At 62.7% G+C, this 17,462-nt stretch carries 20 protein-coding genes; 17 read left to right on the plus strand and 3 right to left on the minus strand.

The window, feature by feature from the left end; translation table 11 throughout:
* Nucleotides 1–5: 5 nt before the first annotated feature.
* Together B015_RS0108945 and hemB are read right to left on the minus strand one after the other, a co-directional pair.
* Complete coding sequence (locus tag B015_RS0108945) at nt 6–476, minus strand: RDD family protein (protein WP_018427348.1); 471 nt, start codon at nt 474–476, stop codon at nt 6–8.
* Between the two features lie 104 nt (nt 477–580).
* On the minus strand, nt 581–1,612 hold the full coding sequence (gene hemB, locus B015_RS0108950; RefSeq protein ID WP_018427349.1) for a porphobilinogen synthase: 1,032 nt from the start codon (nt 1,610–1,612) through the stop codon (nt 581–583).
* 134 nt (nt 1,613–1,746) lie between these two features.
* Here hemB and B015_RS0108955 point away from each other — a divergent pair, with 134 nt between their 5' ends.
* The 16 genes from B015_RS0108955 to B015_RS0109030 all read left to right on the plus strand — a co-directional run bounded on the left by B015_RS0108955 (nt 1,747) and on the right by B015_RS0109030 (nt 16,530).
* Nucleotides 1,747–2,796, plus strand: coding sequence for an enoyl-CoA hydratase/isomerase family protein (locus tag B015_RS0108955; protein ID WP_018427350.1), 1,050 nt, complete (start codon nt 1,747–1,749; stop codon nt 2,794–2,796).
* On the plus strand, nt 2,793–3,215 hold the full coding sequence (locus tag B015_RS0108960; protein WP_018427351.1) for a DUF6163 family protein: 423 nt from the start codon (nt 2,793–2,795) through the stop codon (nt 3,213–3,215). The genes B015_RS0108955 and B015_RS0108960 overlap by 4 nt, the downstream gene beginning before the upstream one ends.
* A 215-nt stretch (nt 3,216–3,430) precedes the next feature.
* Nucleotides 3,431–3,946, plus strand: coding sequence for a winged helix DNA-binding protein (locus B015_RS0108965; protein ID WP_018427352.1), 516 nt, complete (start codon nt 3,431–3,433; stop codon nt 3,944–3,946).
* 111 nt (nt 3,947–4,057) lie between these two features.
* Entirely contained in the window at nt 4,058–4,294 is a 237-nt protein-coding gene (locus B015_RS33230) for a hypothetical protein (protein ID WP_157632702.1), read from the plus strand.
* On the plus strand, nt 4,284–5,537 hold the full coding sequence (locus B015_RS0108970; protein ID WP_018427353.1) for a L,D-transpeptidase family protein: 1,254 nt from the start codon (nt 4,284–4,286) through the stop codon (nt 5,535–5,537). The genes B015_RS33230 and B015_RS0108970 overlap by 11 nt, the downstream gene beginning before the upstream one ends.
* Before the next feature lie 178 nt (nt 5,538–5,715).
* A complete protein-coding gene (glyA, locus tag B015_RS0108975; RefSeq protein WP_018427354.1) occupies nt 5,716–7,017 on the plus strand; it encodes a serine hydroxymethyltransferase in 1,302 nt (433 codons plus the stop codon).
* Nucleotides 7,018–7,187: 170 nt separating this feature from the next.
* Nucleotides 7,188–7,652: a transcriptional regulator NrdR gene (gene nrdR, locus B015_RS0108980; RefSeq protein WP_018427355.1), complete on the plus strand. Its 465-nt coding sequence runs from the start codon at nt 7,188–7,190 to the stop codon at nt 7,650–7,652.
* 3 nt (nt 7,653–7,655) lie between these two features.
* Nucleotides 7,656–8,780, plus strand: coding sequence for a bifunctional diaminohydroxyphosphoribosylaminopyrimidine deaminase/5-amino-6-(5-phosphoribosylamino)uracil reductase RibD (ribD, locus tag B015_RS0108985; protein WP_018427356.1), 1,125 nt, complete (start codon nt 7,656–7,658; stop codon nt 8,778–8,780).
* Entirely contained in the window at nt 8,780–9,397 is a 618-nt protein-coding gene (locus B015_RS0108990) for a riboflavin synthase (RefSeq protein WP_018427357.1), read from the plus strand. Before ribD ends, B015_RS0108990 begins: the two co-directional genes overlap by 1 nt.
* A gap of 114 nt (nt 9,398–9,511) precedes the next feature.
* Nucleotides 9,512–9,976, plus strand: a complete 465-nt coding sequence (locus B015_RS0108995; protein WP_018427358.1) for a 6,7-dimethyl-8-ribityllumazine synthase — start codon at nt 9,512–9,514, stop codon at nt 9,974–9,976.
* Nucleotides 9,973–10,473: a transcription antitermination factor NusB gene (nusB, locus tag B015_RS0109000; RefSeq protein ID WP_018427359.1), complete on the plus strand. Its 501-nt coding sequence runs from the start codon at nt 9,973–9,975 to the stop codon at nt 10,471–10,473. The genes B015_RS0108995 and nusB overlap by 4 nt, the downstream gene beginning before the upstream one ends.
* Nucleotides 10,470–11,669 carry an MFS transporter gene (locus tag B015_RS0109005; RefSeq protein WP_018427360.1) on the plus strand — a complete coding sequence of 400 codons (1,200 nt, stop codon included), beginning with the start codon at nt 10,470–10,472 and terminating at the stop codon, nt 11,667–11,669. The genes nusB and B015_RS0109005 overlap by 4 nt, the downstream gene beginning before the upstream one ends.
* Before the next feature lie 942 nt (nt 11,670–12,611).
* A complete protein-coding gene (locus B015_RS0109015; protein WP_018427362.1) occupies nt 12,612–13,520 on the plus strand; it encodes an ABC transporter substrate-binding protein in 909 nt (302 codons plus the stop codon).
* A gap of 108 nt (nt 13,521–13,628) precedes the next feature.
* Entirely contained in the window at nt 13,629–14,843 is a 1,215-nt protein-coding gene (locus tag B015_RS0109020) for an ABC transporter permease (RefSeq protein WP_018427363.1), read from the plus strand.
* Nucleotides 14,840–15,778, plus strand: a complete 939-nt coding sequence (locus B015_RS0109025; protein ID WP_018427364.1) for an ABC transporter ATP-binding protein — start codon at nt 14,840–14,842, stop codon at nt 15,776–15,778. The genes B015_RS0109020 and B015_RS0109025 overlap by 4 nt, the downstream gene beginning before the upstream one ends.
* Complete coding sequence (locus tag B015_RS0109030; protein WP_018427365.1) at nt 15,775–16,530, plus strand: ABC transporter permease; 756 nt, start codon at nt 15,775–15,777, stop codon at nt 16,528–16,530. Before B015_RS0109025 ends, B015_RS0109030 begins: the two co-directional genes overlap by 4 nt.
* Before the next feature lie 27 nt (nt 16,531–16,557).
* Here B015_RS0109030 and B015_RS30675 read toward each other — a convergent pair whose 3' ends face one another.
* Nucleotides 16,558–16,857, minus strand: a complete 300-nt coding sequence (locus tag B015_RS30675; RefSeq protein WP_018427366.1) for a hypothetical protein — start codon at nt 16,855–16,857, stop codon at nt 16,558–16,560.
* Between B015_RS30675 and B015_RS0109035 the strand changes: the two genes are divergently transcribed.
* Nucleotides 16,856–17,350 carry a DUF2165 domain-containing protein gene (locus B015_RS0109035; RefSeq protein WP_018427367.1) on the plus strand — a complete coding sequence of 165 codons (495 nt, stop codon included), beginning with the start codon at nt 16,856–16,858 and terminating at the stop codon, nt 17,348–17,350. The two genes, B015_RS30675 and B015_RS0109035, sit on opposite strands and share 2 nt — an antisense overlap.
* Nucleotides 17,351–17,462 lie beyond the last annotated feature (112 nt).

Consider the following 17,462-nt stretch of genomic DNA (forward strand, 5'->3'; position numbering starts at 1 on the left):
TCATTTCAGCGGTCGCTGCGGCTCACCACAGTGCCGAGAAGCAGGTCGTGCAGAGTGCGCTTGCGGTCCGAAAACAGCGTCACCAGCAGGATCAGCGGCGTCAGCACCACGTTGCCGGCCCAGAAAAGCACCGAGTGAACCACGGCCAGCATGCCGTCGACCGGCCTCCCGTCGAGGCGGTCGAGCCGGATACCCATCATGCGCATGCCTGTCGTCGCCTGGTTCGGGCCGCCCAGCGTCGACCACACATACATGATCGCCACCAGCGGGAATAGGAGACCGAAAAGCGCCCAGCCAAGGCCAAGCGTCAGGATGCCGAGAAAGAAGATGATGATGGCGAAGGGGATCATCAAAAGGCCGACGATCAAGTAGTCGACGCAGAACGCCAGTATCCGCCGCGTCCGCACCCCGTCATAGGCCCTGACGTCGTCGAGCCTGCTGGTGATGATTTCGCCGTCCAGAACGCGTGCGGTCATTGTTTCCTCTATGGCGGGCGAGCGTGCCCGCGCACGTATTCAGATGGGAATTGCTACGACGGATTCAAGAAACGCTATGGGTATCCGTCATGCTTGGAGGGAGTTCAGCCCTTCAGCATCTCCGCCACCTCGGGCGCGAAATAGGTCAGGATGCCGTCGCAGCCGGCGCGCTTGAAGGCCAGCAGGCTTTCCAGCATCGCCTTCTCACCGTCTATCCAGCCATTGGCACCGGCGGCCTTGATCATCGAATACTCGCCCGACACCTGGTAGGCGAAGGTCGGCACGCGGAACTCTTGCTTGAGCCGGTGGATGATGTCGAGATAGGGCAGGCCGGGCTTGACCATCAGCATGTCGGCGCCCTCCGCCAGGTCCTGCTCGGCCTCGCGCATGGCCTCGTCGGCATTGGCATGGTCGAGATAGTAGGTCTTCTTGTCGCCCTTGAGCAGGCCCTGCGTGCCGATCGCCTCGCGATAGGGGCCATAGAAGGCCGAGGCGAACTTGGTCGCATAGGACATGATCGCCACGTCCTGGAAGCCGTTGTCGTCGAGCGCGTCGCGGATCGCGCCGATGCGGCCATCCATCATGTCGGAGGGGGCGATCATATCAGCGCCGGCGGCGGCCTGCAGCACGGCTGCGGCCGCCACCTGGGCGACCGTCTCGTCGTTGACGATGATGCCGTCGCGCAGGATGCCATCATGGCCATGGCTGGTGAAGGGGTCGAGCGCGACATCGGTGATGATGCCGATCTCGGGCACCGCCGCCTTGATGGCGCGGGTCGTGCGATTGATCAGGTTGTCGGGCTCCAGGATGTGCGAACCCGTCTGGTCGCGCAGGCCCATGTCGACATTCGGAAAGGTCGCAAGTGCGGGAATGCCGAGCTTTGCCGCGCGCTCCGCTTCCTTGACCGCGAGATCGACCGAAAGACGGAACACACCGGGCATGGCCGGTATGGCTTCGCGGCGGTTCTCGCCGTCGATGATGAAGATCGGCCAGATCAGGTCGTCGACGCTCAGCTTGCTTTCCTGCACGAGGCGGCGCGACCAGTCGGCCTTGCGCATGCGGCGCAGGCGTCGGCTGCCGGTGATCTCGTCGACGCTACGCGCGCCGGCTGGCTTGGCGGGGGTGAACTTGTTCATCGATGGTCTCCGGATTGTGCGGTTTTTAGCATGCCGCTTTGCCGAAGACCAAGCCGCTGCATGCTGCCTGCGGCATTGACGCACCCACGCGCAGCACATTAGCTCTGCGGACGGCTTCGATGTGAGGGAATCTCTTGGACAAGGATTTTGGCGGCGGCGACGAAATCCGCTTCGAGCGGACCGGCAGGGCCGGCATCGTTACGCTGACGCGACCGCAGGCGCTCAATGCGCTGACCCACAACATGGTCCTTGCGTTGTCTCGCGCGCTCAAGGCCTGGGAGCACGACCGCGACGTGGCGCTGGTCGTAGTCAAGGCCGAAGGCAGGGCATTTTGCGCCGGCGGCGACATCATGAATGTTTACGAAAGCCGCAACATCGGCTCCCCGCCCGTGCAGTTCTTCGCCGACGAGTATCGGCTCAACGCGCATATCGAACGTTACTCCAAGCCCTATGTCTCGCTGATCGACGGCATTGTCATGGGCGGCGGCGTCGGCATCTCATGCCATGGGTCGCACCGGGTGATGACCGAGAACGCCTTGTTTGCGATGCCCGAGGTCGGCATCGGCTTTTTCCCCGACGTCGGTGGCAGCCATATCCTGCCCGACCTCGGCGGCTATTTCGGCATGTATCTGGCGCTCACCGGCAACCGCATCCGTTATGGCGATGCGCTCTGGTCGGGGCTTGCCACCCACACCATTGCCGCCGAGGGCCTGACAGGCCTGCTCGAACGCCTGTGCGAGACAGGCGAGGCGGAGGCTATCCTGCGCAATTATTTCCGAACCGCAACCCGCGAAACCGATCGCGACACGCTGGAGGCGATCGCGCTGCACTTCTCCAGGCCGACGCTTTATGACGTGATCGAAAGCCTGCAAGCTGAAGCAGCGTCGAGCGCGTTTGCCTCAAAGACCCTCGCCACCATCCTGACGCGCTCGCCGACCAGCCTTGCTGTCACGTTCCGGCAGGTGCGCGCCGGCCTCACCATGTCGATGGACGATTGCATGCGGATGGAGTTTCGCATCCTCAACCGCATGCTTTCAGGCCACGATTTCTACGAAGGCATCCGCGCCGTCCTGGTCGACAAGGGCTCGACGCCCGTCTGGCAGCCGGCGCGTCTGGATGATGTCGACCCGGCCGACATCGACCGTTACTTCGAGACCCTTGATGACAGGGAACTCGCCCTGTGAACGGAAGCGTCAGCCAGCTCCGCGAACTGCATCCTTCGGCAGTGGAAAGCGCATTTGCGATTTTCCTGCGCGTCGTCGCTGCCTATTGCCTGCTGTTCGGCATTCTTTACTGGACCCGGCTCATCGGCATCTATGAGGGTCCGCTCTGGCGTTTCGATCTGATGCCCATCCATTGGCAGGTCGCATCAGTCACCCTGTCCGTCTTCTTTCCCTTTGCGGCCATCGGCCTGTGGATGTTGTCGTCCTGGGGGCCGGTGATCTGGTTCATCTGCGCGACAACCGAGACCGTCATGTATGTCGGCTTCCCCGATCTCTTCGGCAGCCGGCCGTTGATCGTCGCCGCCCATCTGGTGGTGGCGCTCGCCTACACTGCATTCCGCGTCGTTTTGCACCTGCAAAGGCGCGGCAAAGAGCAGTAGCCAGCGCTTTCAACGCGTTGCCGGCCGTTCAATAAAATTCAAGGTTAATTATTCTTGCTCGGACGGGGGTTCGTTAACCCTCTTTCGAAACCAGTGCTTGGTAAGCCCTTGTTAAGCCTGACGTTTAAGTCGAATTTTATGGGTATTCGATAAGTTCGCGATCAAGGTGACAACAAACAAAAAAGTCACCAGGCGACAACAGAGAGGCAAAGACAATGATCAATTCGCGTCAGGCGGCCAAGCCCGCAATGGTATCCGAAGATCGCAACGAAGCGATCCGTTCGCTTTACATGGAATCCCTGCAGCTGGTCGAAAGACTTCATCGCCGTCTTCTTGATGTTATCAAGGATGAGTTCGACCGCAATGGCCGCAGCGATATCAATGCGATCCAGGCTCTGCTGCTGTTCAACATCGGCAATGCCGAGCTGACCGCCGGTGAATTGCGCTCTCGTGGCTACTATCTCGGCTCCAATGTTTCGTACAATCTCAAGAAGCTTGTCGAGCTCGGCTTCATCAACCACCAGCGCTCGCGCATCGACCGTCGCTCGGTCCGCGTCAGCCTGACGCCGAAGGGCCAGGACGTCGCTGAAGTCGTCGCCGGTCTCTATGACCGCCACGTCGGCTCGATCGAGCAGGTCGGTGGCATCAACACCGACGAATTCAAGCAGATGAACCGCGCTCTGCAGCGCTTGGACCGCTTCTGGAACGACACCATCGCCTACCGCATGTAAGCCTGACGGCTGGCGCGGCGCCGCAAGTCCGCCCAAAAGGAAACGACCTCCAGTCGCAGGGCCGGTTGCAGAAATGCACCGGCTCTTCCTTTTTTGGTCCGTGGGCTTGCAATGAAAGGCCTCATAGCCATTTTGCCGCCATATTCGGATGAAAACCGAAATGTCTGTGATGCGCCAAATGCTGCCAGTTCGGCCGTCAGCAATCCGCACGGTGACGCAACGTCTTCTGCGTCGGCGATGCAGGATTATGGTTGGCTAATTGTTAAGCATGGCCGTCGTATCGTCGCGGGGAAATTTTTCCTGCCGGTTGAGTTGCACGAACATGTCTGGGAAGCCCATGAAAACTAACCGCCGTTTCTTCCTCACCGGTGCCGGCGCGATCGCTCTGGCTGCCATCTCTGGCGTTGCCAGTGCCCAGGACGCGGTTAATGAAGTTCTCGGCTCCTCGCGCCGCGGCAACTGGGACGACGAGTTTGACGCCAAGGTAAGCCAGGGCGCCAAGGTCGCCTCGACGCTGCCCGTGTTCTCGCCCCAGACAATCGGCTTCACCCAGCAGGCGATTGCCCAGTACCAGAACATTGTCGCCCAGGGCGGCTGGCCGGTCGTTCCCGCCAACAAGAAGCTTCGCCTCGGCGACGAGGATGCAGACGTTGCCGTGCTGCGCAAGCGCCTGATGGTGTCGGGTGACCTGTCGCCGCGTGCCGGCATCTCCAATTCCTTCGACACCTATGTCGATGCCGCCCTCAAGCGCTTCCAGGCACGTCATGGCCTTCCGGCCGATGGCGTCATGGGCCAGTACACCTATGCGGCGATGAACATCAGCGCCCAGGTTCGCCTTGGCCAGCTCGAGACCAACTTGACGCGAATCCAGGCGCAGGCCGGCACGCTTGGCCAGCGCTACGTCAACGTCAACATTCCCGCAGCTCAGGTCGAGGCCGTCGAGGGCGATCGCGTCGTCCTTCGCCACACGGCAATCGTCGGCAAGGTCGACCGCCAGTCGCCGATCGTCAATTCGAAGATCAACGAGATCGTCGTCAATCCGTACTGGAACGCGCCGGTGTCGATCGTTCGCCGCGACATCATTCCGCTGATGCGCAAGAACCCGAACTACCTCACCGACAACAAGATCCGCCTCATCGCGCCCAATGGCAGCGAGGTCGATCCGATGACTGTCGACTGGTCGACGGAAGAGGCGGCCAAGTATCTGTTCCGCCAGGACCCGGGCGCCATCAACGCCATGGCTTCGGTGAAGATCAATTTCCCGAGCCCCGATGGCGTCTACATGCACGACACGCCGCAGCAGAGCCTGTTCAACAAGCTCATGCGCTTCGATTCCTCGGGCTGCGTGCGCGTCCAGAACGTGCGCGACCTCGTCACCTGGATCCTGCGCGACACGCCGGGCTGGAGCCGCCAGCACTTCGAGCAGACCATCAAGTCGGGCGCCAACACCCCGGTTCCCGTCACCAACCCGGTTCCGGTTTATTTCACCTATGTCTCTGCCTGGTCCACCGGAGATGGCGTCGTGCAGTTCCGCGACGACATCTATGGCCGCGACGGCGTCGACGAGCTGCAGATCACTTCGGCGCTCTGAGCCGACGCACAAGATGCAAAAAAGGCCGCCTTCGGGCGGCCTTTTTTGTTGCTGGCCGAAATGCGACCACGAAATTTCGCAGCCTACGTGGCGACGCTGGGGCAAGTATGTTAATTGCCCGCCGAACCTCCCCGATGCCCCTCCGGATCATTGTCCGGACCAGCAAGGATCAGAACCGATGGCAGCTTCGAAACACCTCGAATCCTTCTTTGGAACCCCGCTTTCGGAGGTGGATCCGGAGATCTTCGGCTCGATTCGCAATGAGCTTGGTCGCCAGCGCCATGAGATCGAGCTGATCGCTTCTGAGAACATCGTCTCTCGCGCTGTGCTCGAGGCTCAGGGCTCGATCATGACGAACAAATATGCCGAGGGTTATCCGGGCAAGCGCTACTACGGCGGCTGCCAGTTCGTAGACGTTGCCGAGGAGCTCGCCATCGAGCGCGCCAAGAAGCTGTTCGGCTGCAACTTCGCCAACGTCCAGCCGAATTCCGGCAGCCAGATGAACCAGGCGGTGTTCCTGGCGCTGCTGCAGCCGGGCGACACCTTCATGGGTCTCGACCTCAATTCGGGCGGTCACCTGACCCACGGCTCGCCAGTCAACATGTCCGGCAAGTGGTTCAAGGTCGTCTCCTACGGCGTCCGCAAGGACGACCACCTGCTCGACATGGACGAGGTTGCGCGCCTGGCCCGCGAAACCAAGCCGAAGCTGATCCTTGCCGGCGGCACGGCCTATTCGCGCATCTGGGACTGGAAGCGCTTCCGCGAGATCGCCGACGAGATCGGCGCCTATCTGATGGTCGACATGGCCCACATTGCTGGCCTCGTCGCCGCCGGCGTGCATCCGTCGCCGCTGCCGCATGCGCATGTCGTCACCACAACCACACACAAGTCGCTGCGCGGCCCGCGCGGCGGCATGATCCTCACCAACGATGAGGATATCGCCAAGAAGGTCAATTCGGCCGTGTTCCCCGGCTTGCAGGGCGGCCCGCTGATGCACGTCATCGCCGCCAAGGCCGTCGCCTTCGGCGAAGCGCTCAAGCCCGAGTTCAAGACTTATGCCGAAAACATCGTCGCCAACTCGAAGGCGCTTGCCGAGAGCCTCAAGGCCACCGGCCTCGACATCGTCTCGGGCGGTACCGACAACCATCTGATGCTGGTCGACCTGCGTCCCAAGAATGCCACCGGAAAGCGCGCCGAGGCAGCCCTTGGCCGCGCCAACATCACCTGCAACAAGAACGGCATCCCCTTCGACCCGGAGAAGCCCTTTGTCACCTCGGGCGTTCGCCTCGGCACGCCGGCCGGCACGACCCGCGGCTTCGGCACGGCCGAATTCCGCGAGATTGGCCAGCTGATTGCCGAAGTGCTCGACGGCCTCAAGGTCGCGAACTCGGATGAAGGCAACGCCGCCGTCGAGGCTGCCGTGAAGCAGAAGGTTGTCGCCCTGACCGAGCGTTTCCCGCTTTATCCCTATCTGGGGTAAGCTGACGCATCGGCCCGAAGATCGGAATCGGTTTTCGGAAAGCACGACTGAGGCCACAAAGGCCTTCACAATTTGAAGCCCTATGCCGGTCATCCCGGCATAGGGCTTCTGCTTTTCGGGATCATGCATTAAGCCTTTCCCGGTCGAGGATTCGAAAGACAAGGCCGAACATGCGTTGCCCCTATTGCCAGTCTGAAGACACGCAGGTGAAGGACTCCCGTCCCGCCGAGGATGGGGCCGCGATCCGCAGGCGCCGCATCTGCCCGGTCTGCGGAGGGCGCTTCACCACATTCGAGCGCGTCCAGCTGCGCGATCTCGTCGTGCTCAAGAAGTCCGGCCGCAAGGTGCCGTTCGACCGCGACAAGCTTGCCCGCTCGGTCGAGATCGCCGTGCGCAAGCGCAATGTCGACCCCGAGCGCATCGAGCGCGCCGTCACCGGCATCGTTCGCCAGCTCGAAAGCTCGGGCGAGAGCGAGATTCCCTCGGGCGAGATCGGCCGGCTGGTCATGGAGGCGCTGAAGTCGCTCGATGACGTCGCCTATGTGCGTTTTGCCTCCGTCTACCGCAATTTCCGCGAGGCCAAGGACTTCCACGAGGTGCTTGGTGAGCTCAAGGGCGACGAGGACGCCGGTTGAACCATGGCCGGTAGCGTCACTGCTGAGCAGGATCTCGTCGATCGGCGCTTCATGGCCGCCGCGATCCGCTTGTCTCGCCGCAATCTCGGCCTGACCTCAACGAATCCTTCCGTAGGCACTCTGATCGTCCGCGATGACGGCAACGGCCCCGTCATCGTCGGATGTGGCGTCACCGCCGTCGGCGGTCGTCCGCATGCCGAGCCGCAGGCGCTTGCCGATGCCGGTGAGCTGGCACGCGGCGCCACAGCCTATGTGACGCTCGAACCTTGTGCTCATCATGGCCGCACCCCGCCTTGCGCCAATGCGTTAGTCGACGCCGGCATCGCCCGCGTCGTCGGCGCGGCCAGCGATCCCGACACGCGCGTTTCCGGCAAGGGTTATGCCATCCTGCGCTCCGCCGGCATCGAGGTGCGCGAGCGCGTCCTGGCCGCCGAGGCTGCCGATCAGCTGGCCGGTTATCTGAATCGATCCGTCAACAAGCGCCCGGAAGTGATTCTGAAGCTTGCGCTTTCGGCCGACGGCATGATCGGCAGGCGCGGCGCGGGCCAGATCGCGATAACGGGCGAGATCGCCCGCCGGCAGGTCCACGTCATGCGCGCCGAATGCGATGCGATCCTGATCGGCATCGGCACTGCCATCGCCGACAATCCCGAGCTTACCGTCCGCCTGCCTGGCCTGCGCACGCGCTCGCCTGCACGCATCGTGCTCGACAGGCTTGTTCGCCTGCCGGTCACCTCGAAGCTGGCGATGTCGGCAAGGGATGTTCCGGTGCTCGTCGCTGCCTGTTCGGAGGGCGACGCCCCAAACAAGGCTGCCCTTGAGCGGTTGGGCGTAAAGTTCCTGGCGACCGAGAGCTTTGACGGCCGCGTCGCCTTGCCCGAGCTGCTCGAGGATCTGGCCAGCAAGGGCATGTCACGCATCATCGTCGAAGGCGGCGCCGATACGGCGCGTGCCTTCCTCGACGAGGGACTGGTCGACCGCATCGCGCTGTTCTACGGCCCGGAAGCCATCGGCACCGATGGCATTGCAGCACCCATCGGGCGAGACCATATACCGGCAGGGTTCAGCCTGGTGCGCGAGGCGCGCTTCGGCGAGGACATCTTTGCCGAATGGATAAGGGAAATCTGATGTTTACCGGTATCGTCACCGATGTGGGGACCGTTGCGTCCGCCGTTCCGCTCGACCAGGGCGTCCGCCTGCGCATCGACACCGTCTACGACCCCAAGACGATCGATATCGGCGCGTCGATCGCCTGCTCCGGCGTATGCCTGACCGTCGTCACCCTGCCGGAAGACACCTCCAATGCCCGCTGGTTCGAGGTCGAAGCATGGGAAGAGGCGCTGCGCCTGACCACGGCCAGCGACTGGCAGGCCGGGCGGAAGATCAATCTCGAACGCGCCCTCAAGATCGGCGACGAGCTCGGCGGCCACATTGTTTCGGGCCATGTCGATGGCATGGCCGAGATCGTCTCACGCGAAGACGAGGGCGAGGCGGTACGCTTCAGACTTGAAGCCCCGCGCGAATTGGCCAGGTTCATCGCGCCCAAGGGCTCGGTGGCACTCGACGGCACCTCGCTGACCGTCAACAAGGTCGAGGGCACCCGCTTCGACGTACTGTTGATCCACCATTCGCTCCAGGTCACGACCTGGGGAGAGCGCAAGGTCGGCGACCGGGTGAACATCGAGATCGACACCATGGCTCGCTATGCGGCGCGGCTGGCCGAGGCTGCGAAGGAAGGGCTCTGAGGGCAGGGGCGGCCCCGCGGTCATGGACCAGCAGTTTCCTTATGTGGTCATTAACACTTCGCTTGCGAACTCCCCCGGTTCGGCCTAATTGACCGGCTCTGCCGGAGATCGAACATGGCCAATGACAAGCAACTGAAGCTCCTCATCATCGAGGCGCGCTTCTACGACGACCTCGCCGACGCCCTTCTGGACGGCGCCAAGGCCGCGTTGAGCGAAGCCGGCGCTTCTTATGATGTGGTGACCGTGCCCGGCGCTCTGGAGATTCCGGCCGTGATTTCCTTCGCGCTCGACGCAGCTGACGACGAAGGTACCGAATATGACGGCTATGTCGCGCTCGGCACCGTCATCCGCGGCGAGACCTATCATTTCGACATCGTCGCCAACGAATCCTGCCGCGCCCTGATGGACCTCTCGGTCGCCGAGTCGATCGCTGTGGGCAACGGCATCCTGACAACCGAGAACGAAGAGCAGGCCTGGGCGCGCGCGCGCCGCAGCGAAGGCGACAAGGGCGGCTTTGCCGCGCGCGCCGCACTCACCATGATCGCCCTGCGCGAGAAACTTGGAGCGGCCCGATCGTGACCTCTTCCGAAGGCAAGGACCAGCCAGTCGTCCGCCACGCCAACAAGCGTGGCGCAGCCCGTCTTGCCGCCGTGCAGGCGCTCTACCAGATGGACGTGGCCGGCAGCGGCCTGCTCGAAATCACCGCTGAATACGAGGCGTTCCGCCTCGGCAAGGAAGTCGACGGGGCGCTCTACCGTGAAGCCGATGCCCAGTGGTTCCGCGCCATCCTTGCCGGCGTCGTCGAGAATCAGAAGTTCGTCGACCCTGTCATCCGCGAGTCGCTGACCGAGGACTGGCCGCTGTCGCGCCTCGATTCCACTTTGCGCGCTATCCTGCGCGCCGGTGTATTCGAGCTGATGAAGCGCCAGGATGTTCCGGTTGCGGTGATCGTCTCGGAATATGTCGACATCGCCAAGGCTTTCTACGTCGATGACGAGCCCAAGCTCGTCAACGCAGTGCTCGACCGCGTCTCTCGCAAGCTGCGCGGCGAAGGAAAGGGCAAAGACGCATTATGACCGGTGGCGAACGCGAAGCGCGGCGAACTGCCTATATCTTCGCCGCATCGCAGGCCATTATCGGCTCAGCTGCTCCCATTTCCTTCTCCATCGGCGGTCTCGCCGGCTACTATCTGCTCGGCGACGACAAGTCGCTGGCAACGCTTCCCATCACCGGCTTCAGCCTCGGCCTGGCGCTCGGCGCCCTGCCGGCAGCCGCCATCATCCGCGCCATCGGGCAGCGCAGCGGCTTCATGTTCGGCACCGCCGTCACGGCAGCTGGCGGCGCCATCGCCACGCTCGCGCTGTTCCGCGCCGAGTTCTGGCTGTTCGTTTTCGGCCTGCTGCTGCTCGGCGCAGGCGGCGCCTTCGTCCAGCAGTTCCGCTTTGCAGCTGCCGACAACGCGCCGCCCGAATTCAAGGCCAACGCCATCTCCTTCGTGCTGGCAGGCGGTATCATCACCGCCATCGTCGGGCCGCAGATCGTCATTTTCACGCGCGAGATGTTTGCGCCGGTCATGTTCGCCGGCTCCTTCGCCTCGATCATCGGCCTGGCTGCAGTCGGCGCCATCATCCTCTCCTTCCTGCGGGTCAAGGAACCTGCGCAGGGCCATGAGGCCGCATCCGATGCCGGCGCGCGGCCGCTGATGGAAATCATTTCCGAGCCGCGCTTCGCCGCGGCACTCACCTGTGCCGTCGGCAGCTATGCGCTGATGACCTTCATCATGACCGGTGCGCCGCTCGCCATGGTCGGCTGCGGCTTCTCGCCCGACGAGGCGACTTTGGGCATCTCCTGGCACGTCATGGCGATGTTCGGTCCCAGCTTCTTCACCGGCCGCATCATCCAACGTTTTGGTGCTGAGCGCGTCGTCGCCTTCGGCCTCTTCCTGCTCATCGGCTGCGCCATCGTCGCGCTGTCGGGCATAGCGCTCTGGCAGTTCTGGACCGCGCTCATCCTGCTCGGCCTCGGCTGGAATTTCGGCTTCATCGGCGCCACAGCGATTGTGTCGACGGCCTATCGCCCGTCCGAGAAGAGCAAGGTCCAGGGTTTCCACGATTTCGTGCTGTTCGGGACGGTGGCACTCGCTTCACTGATGTCGGGTGCAGTCTACAACGCCTATGGCTGGGAGACGCTCAACTGGGTCGTCTTCCCGATCTGCGTCATCTGCCTGGCGGCACTCGCAACGCTCTCGATGGCGCGCCGCCAGCCCTCCTGAATTTTCCCAAGGGAAGCCGGGAGAGTTGATCGGATAGAAGGTGCATCTCGCCGTCTCCGGTGATTGCATCAATCGGCGTTGCACCGGCTTCCGCGTCTTTGACTTGGCCCGTATAAGTAGTTGCCAACACGCAGCTCCTCTTCGAAAGGCGTCTGATGCAAAGAACGCGCTCTCGTAGGTTTTTCTTGTTGTTGCTGATCATATGCGTAGTGGCGGGGGCTGGGATCGCCTATGCGACAATCAGAATTGTTCACCCCACCGAGCTCGCATATTCGGCCGTACTAAGTGACAGCCTAGACTATCAGTCCCCCACCAAGCGGGTCATCATTGAGATGTTTTCCCCGGCCGTTCCTGCAGAGGTCAGGAAATACTGCTCAATGGGTGGTTTTCAACTCCGGGCCGCAGTCTGGCGAGATGTCTCTCTATGCCAGCGGGACGATATGTCCGACGCCGATTTCGACCTTCGCAACAGCTACTTCCGCACGCGTGTGGACGATGACTACAGTCGGTTCTACTGGACGGTCACCGAAGTGGTCGGGAAGGGAGCGCTAGCCGGCTTTGCAGTGTGGGCCTTCGCTCTACTGCTCTTCGGGGCCTATAAATGGGTGATGCGCGCCCCAGCGCACACAGCTTCCTAGCCGCCGTCTCAGTTGATCAACAGCCTGCCAATGCGACACCCTGGCACTTGACTAAGCACCCCCGGCCGCAGCGAAGCCGCTGCCCTGAACAGGCGCTATAGCCATCAAGTAGCAAGCTCTACGGGACCATGACAGGCGGCGCTCCTGACAAGACGTTGTCGGGAGGATGTCCTCCCGATTTTCTTTGATATTCAAAAAAATATTGCGCAGCCCCGGCGCATTGTGAAACCGTGTGCCCCGACGGAAGCTGGGTCGCCATGCTCATATGCGGCCACCGAATCCGAGAATGAGAAGGGGCTTCACCATGTACAAGATATCAATCGCCGCAGCAGTCATCGCGCTTGGCCTGGCCACGGGCGTTGCCAACGCCCAGGTGGTCGTGTCTTCCAAGATCGACACCGAAGGCAGCGTGCTCGGCAACATCATCAAGTCGGTGCTCGACGCCAACAACATCGCCACAACCGACCGCATACAGCTCGGCGCGACACCAGTGGTGCGCAAGGCGATCACAGCAGGCGAGATCGACATCTATCCCGAATACACCGGCAACGCTGGCTTCTTCTTCGAAAAGGCTGACGATCCGGTCTGGAAGGACGCCGCCAAGGGCTTCGAGACCGCCAAGAAGCTCGACTATGATGCCAACAAGATCGTCTGGCTGTCGCCGTCGCCGGCCAACAACACCTGGGCGATCGCGCTGCGCAAGGACGTCGCCGAGACCAACAAGCTCGCCACCCTCAGCGACTTCGGCAAGTATGTCGCCGGTGGCGGCACTGTCGTGCTGGCTGCGTCGTCCGAGTTCGTCAATTCGGCGGCAGCTCTGCCGGCCTTCCAGACGACCTACGGCTTCACGCTCAAGCCAGAACAGCTGATCACCCTGTCGGGTGGCGACACCGCTGCCACCATCGGCGCAGCCGCCAACCAGACCAACGGCGCCAACGCCGCCATGGTCTACGGCACCGATGGCGGCATCGCGCCGTCTGGTCTGGTCGTGCTCGACGACGACAAGGGCGTGCAGCCTGTCTACCAGCCTGCGCCGATCATCCGCGAAGCGGTGCTCAAGCAGCATCCGGAGATCGAGACCCTGCTCAAGCCGGTGTTCGAGAAGCTCGATCTCGTCACGCTTCAGGAACTCAACGGCCGCGTTCAGGTCGGCGGCGAGCCGGCCAAGGCCGTCGCCGAAGATTTCCTGAAGAAGAACGGTTTTCTGAAGTAAGCTTCCCTGGTGCGCCCCATGTACAGCGCCGCGCGTCCTTTTCGGATGCGCTAAGGACGCTGTAGGATAAGGCAATCTGTGCATGGCCCCGAAATCGGTTTCGGGGGCATGCGTCAGGGGGCGCGTCTCAGGAACTGGGGACGCATCGCAGTCGTGAGCATCAGGTTCGACAAACTGGGCGTGTTGATTGCCGCGATTGCTGGTTATGGCGCCTTCGTGGCGCCATTTGCCACTTTCCGGGCCAACCGCATCGTCGCGGGTGAGCCCCGCTCAATCCTCGAGGCCTTGCCGCAGCCATTGGGGCTTCTGCTGCTCGGTATTCTTGTCGCGGCAGCACTTGTCGCCTTGTTTCGCACGCCGCTGGTTCTGCGGCTGGCCGCCGGCGTCTCGGCTCTTGTTGCGCTCGCGGTCCTGGTCGGCGTCGCCGGCGCCTATCTCACGCCCGAGGGTAACACCTTCGCCCGCGTCTCGCCCGCTTCGGGTTTCTGGATCGCAATATTCGCGTTCACGCTGCTGCTTGCCGACGGCCTGACCCGGCTGCAGCTTTCTCCTTTAGGTCGCGTCGCCGTGCTTCTGCTCACTGCTGCGGCCATATGGGCGCTGCTGGCTTCCGGTGGATGGGACAGCCTGTCGATCCTAAAGGAATATGGAAACCGCGCCGACAGCTTCTGGAGCGAGGCAAGGCGCCATGTGACGTTGGCCCTCGGTTCATTGATCGGTGCCGTCGCCGTCGGCCTGCCACTCGGTATCTTCTGCCATCGCGTCGAAGCGTTGCGGGCAGGGGTGCTGAACACCCTCAACATCATCCAGACCATCCCGTCGATCGCCCTGTTTGGCATCCTGATCGCGCCGCTTGGCTGGGTCGCCGCCAACATTCCGGGCGCTGCCGCCATCGGCATCAGGGGCATCGGCGTCGCGCCCGCCTTTGTTGCGCTGTTCCTCTATTCGTTGCTGCCTGTCGTCGCCAACACGGTGGTCGGCCTTGCTGGCGTCCCCAGTGCCGCCAACGATGCGGCTCGCGGCATGGGCATGACCGGCCGGCAGCGGCTGACTGGAGTTGAATTCCCGCTCGCCTTTCCGGTCATCCTGACCGGCATCCGCATAGTGCTCGTCCAGAACATCGGTCTTGCCACGATTGCCGCCCTCATCGGCGGCGGCGGCTTTGGTGTCTTCGTCTTCCAGGGCGTCGGCCAGACGGCGATGGACCTCGTCCTGCTCGGTGCTGTGCCGACAGTGGCGCTGGCCTTTGCCGCCGCCATCCTTCTCGACGCGGTGGTCGAAACCATTGCGACCCGCAAATCCACCGAGGTGGCTGCCGCATGATCGAAATCGAACACATCACCAAGCGCTACGGCGAGACATCAGTCGTCGACGACGTCTCCATGGTCATCCAGCCGCGCACGATCACGGTCATCGTCGGCACGTCGGGCTCCGGCAAGACCACGCTGCTGCGCATGATCAACCGCCTGGTCGAGCCGACATCGGGAACGATCAAGCTCGACGGTACGGACAATCGCTCGCTGCCTGGCCCGCAGCTGCGCCGCAGCATCGGCTACGCCATCCAGGGCAATGGCCTGTTTCCGCACCGCACGGTGGCGCAGAACATCGCCACTGTGCCGGTTCTGCTCGGCTGGGATGCCGCCCGCATCAAAGCCCGCGTCGATGAGCTGTTGTCGCTGCTGCAACTCGATCCCTTGGCCTTTGGTCCGCGTTATCCGCACGAACTGTCGGGCGGACAGCAACAGCGTGTCGGCGTCGCCCGTGCGCTCGCGGCCGAACCCAACGTGCTCCTGATGGACGAGCCCTTCGGCGCGCTCGACCCCATCATCCGCACCAAGGCGCAGGAAGACCTGCTCGCCATTCAGAAACGTTTCGGCACGACCATCGTGCTCGTCACCCACGACATGGAGGAGGCCGTGCATCTCGGCGACCGCATCGCGGTCATGGATGCGGGCAAGCTCGTGCAATACGCGACCCCGGCCGAAATCCTCGCCCGGCCGGCCAATGGTTTTGTCGAGACGCTGATCGGTGCGTCCGACCGTCCGTTCAAGCTCTTGTCTCTCGGTGAAGTGCGCGACGTCGTCGAGCCGGGCAGGGCTGACGGTAAGGCGATCGACGCCGAAGCCACCCAGCGCGACGCTCTGGCCGAACTGCTCTGGTCCGGCCGCTCGGCAATGCCTGTCGTCGGCGAGGACGGCCGGGCGCTCGGCCGCGTGACGGTCGACGAGCTGCTCAAGCGCGCCGCGAGGCCTGTATGAAGGCCTGGGTTCCCACTGCTCTCAGGCTCATCCTGCTTGCCGTTTTGGTGGCGTTTCTTGTCAATCCGGCATGGTTCGAACCGGTTTTCAAGCCGCTGACGCAGAACGGCGCGCCGGCCATCTACAATCAGGGCAGCCTGATGTCGCTGGCCCTCCAGCACCTGCGCACGGTGGCCATTGCCACCGCCGCGGCTATCGCCGTTGCCGTTTCGCTCGCCATCCTCGTCACGCGTCCCGCCGGTGCCGAGTTTCTACCGCTGTCGCGCAGCCTGGTGAACATCGGCCAGACCTTTCCGCCGGTTGCGGTGCTGGCACTGGCGGTCCCGGCAGTCGGTTTCGGCGAAAAGCCGACCCTGATCGCGCTGTTCCTCTACGGATTGCTGCCGATTTTCGAGAACACTCTGACCGGCCTCACCACCACGCCCGCCAATGTCGTCGAGGCCGCGCGTGGCGCCGGCATGACCGGCTGGCAGCGCCTGACTCAGATCGAACTGCCGCTGAGCCTGCCGGTCATCCTCGCCGGCATCAGGCTGTCGGTGGTCATCAGTCTCGCCACTGCAACCATCGGTTCGACCGTCGCGGCTAAGACCCTCGGCGAGGTCATCATCGCAGGCCTCCAGTCCAACAACCTCGCCTTTGTGCTGCAGGGCGGCCTGGTCGTGGCAGCACTTGCCGTGCTGATCTACGATGTCTTGTCGGCATTGGAGCGCATGGCTGCCAGGCGCATGGGGCAGGTGCCTGCGTCAGCCTGAGGTAAATCCTTCTTTGACGAGATTGCCCTAACGCCCGCGCATCGGATGGTCGAGCGTAATCTCGAGCCGGCTGCTGCCGGCAGAAAGCACCCAGCGGCGCCTCAGTATGTAAAAGTCGGCGTCTCCGACTGAAACGATATCGCCTGTCTGGCAATCGCCGGAAATCCCCGCGCTGGCAAGCAATGAGGTTAGTCCCTGCCTGTCGGCGTAAGTTTTCGCCGAGGCTGTCAGGGAAATGGTCGCCGCCTGGCCTGTTGCGCCTTTGGCGCGACTCGCTTCTTCATTTGCGGGATGCCCCGATACTTGCTTTTCAGGAGATCTGGCCATGACCTTGCGTCTCTCTAAGATCGTGATGTCCCTTTGCCTTGCGGCATTCGCCTTCCTTGTAGCCTTCGGCAACATCACTGACTACGGCTCCAATTTTGCCTTCGTCCAGCACGTTCTGAGTATGGACACCACCTTCCCGGGCAATGCGCTTATGTATCGCTCGATCACCAGCCCCGCGCTGTGGACCGCCGGCTACTGGCTGATCATCTTCGGCGAGGCGCTCACCTGCGTGCTGTTCCTGATCGCAGCCCTCAGGCTGTGGCAGGCGCGCCATGGCACCGGCAAGGAGTTCAACGACGCCAAGGGCTTTGTCGTCATCGGCGCCACCATGGGCTTTCTGGTCTGGTTCCTCGGATTCATGGTCGTCGGCGGTGAGTGGTTCGCCATGTGGCAGTCGAGCACCTGGAACGGCCAGGAGGCCGCCTTCAAGTTCTACATGACGATGTTGGCCGTGTTGATCTTCGTCAACCAGCCGGATCACGATCTCGCTTGAACTGAATTTGTTGTTTGCGATCAGCTTATTCGGGGCAGGCGGCGAAAGCCGGGACAAAAGCTTGGCGATGTCTTGACGTTCGCTGCCCTGTTTCGGATGGTTGGCGGGAGCG

The sequence above is a fragment of the Hoeflea sp. 108 genome, assembly GCF_000372965.1.
GTDB lineage: Bacteria > Pseudomonadota > Alphaproteobacteria > Rhizobiales > Rhizobiaceae > Aminobacter.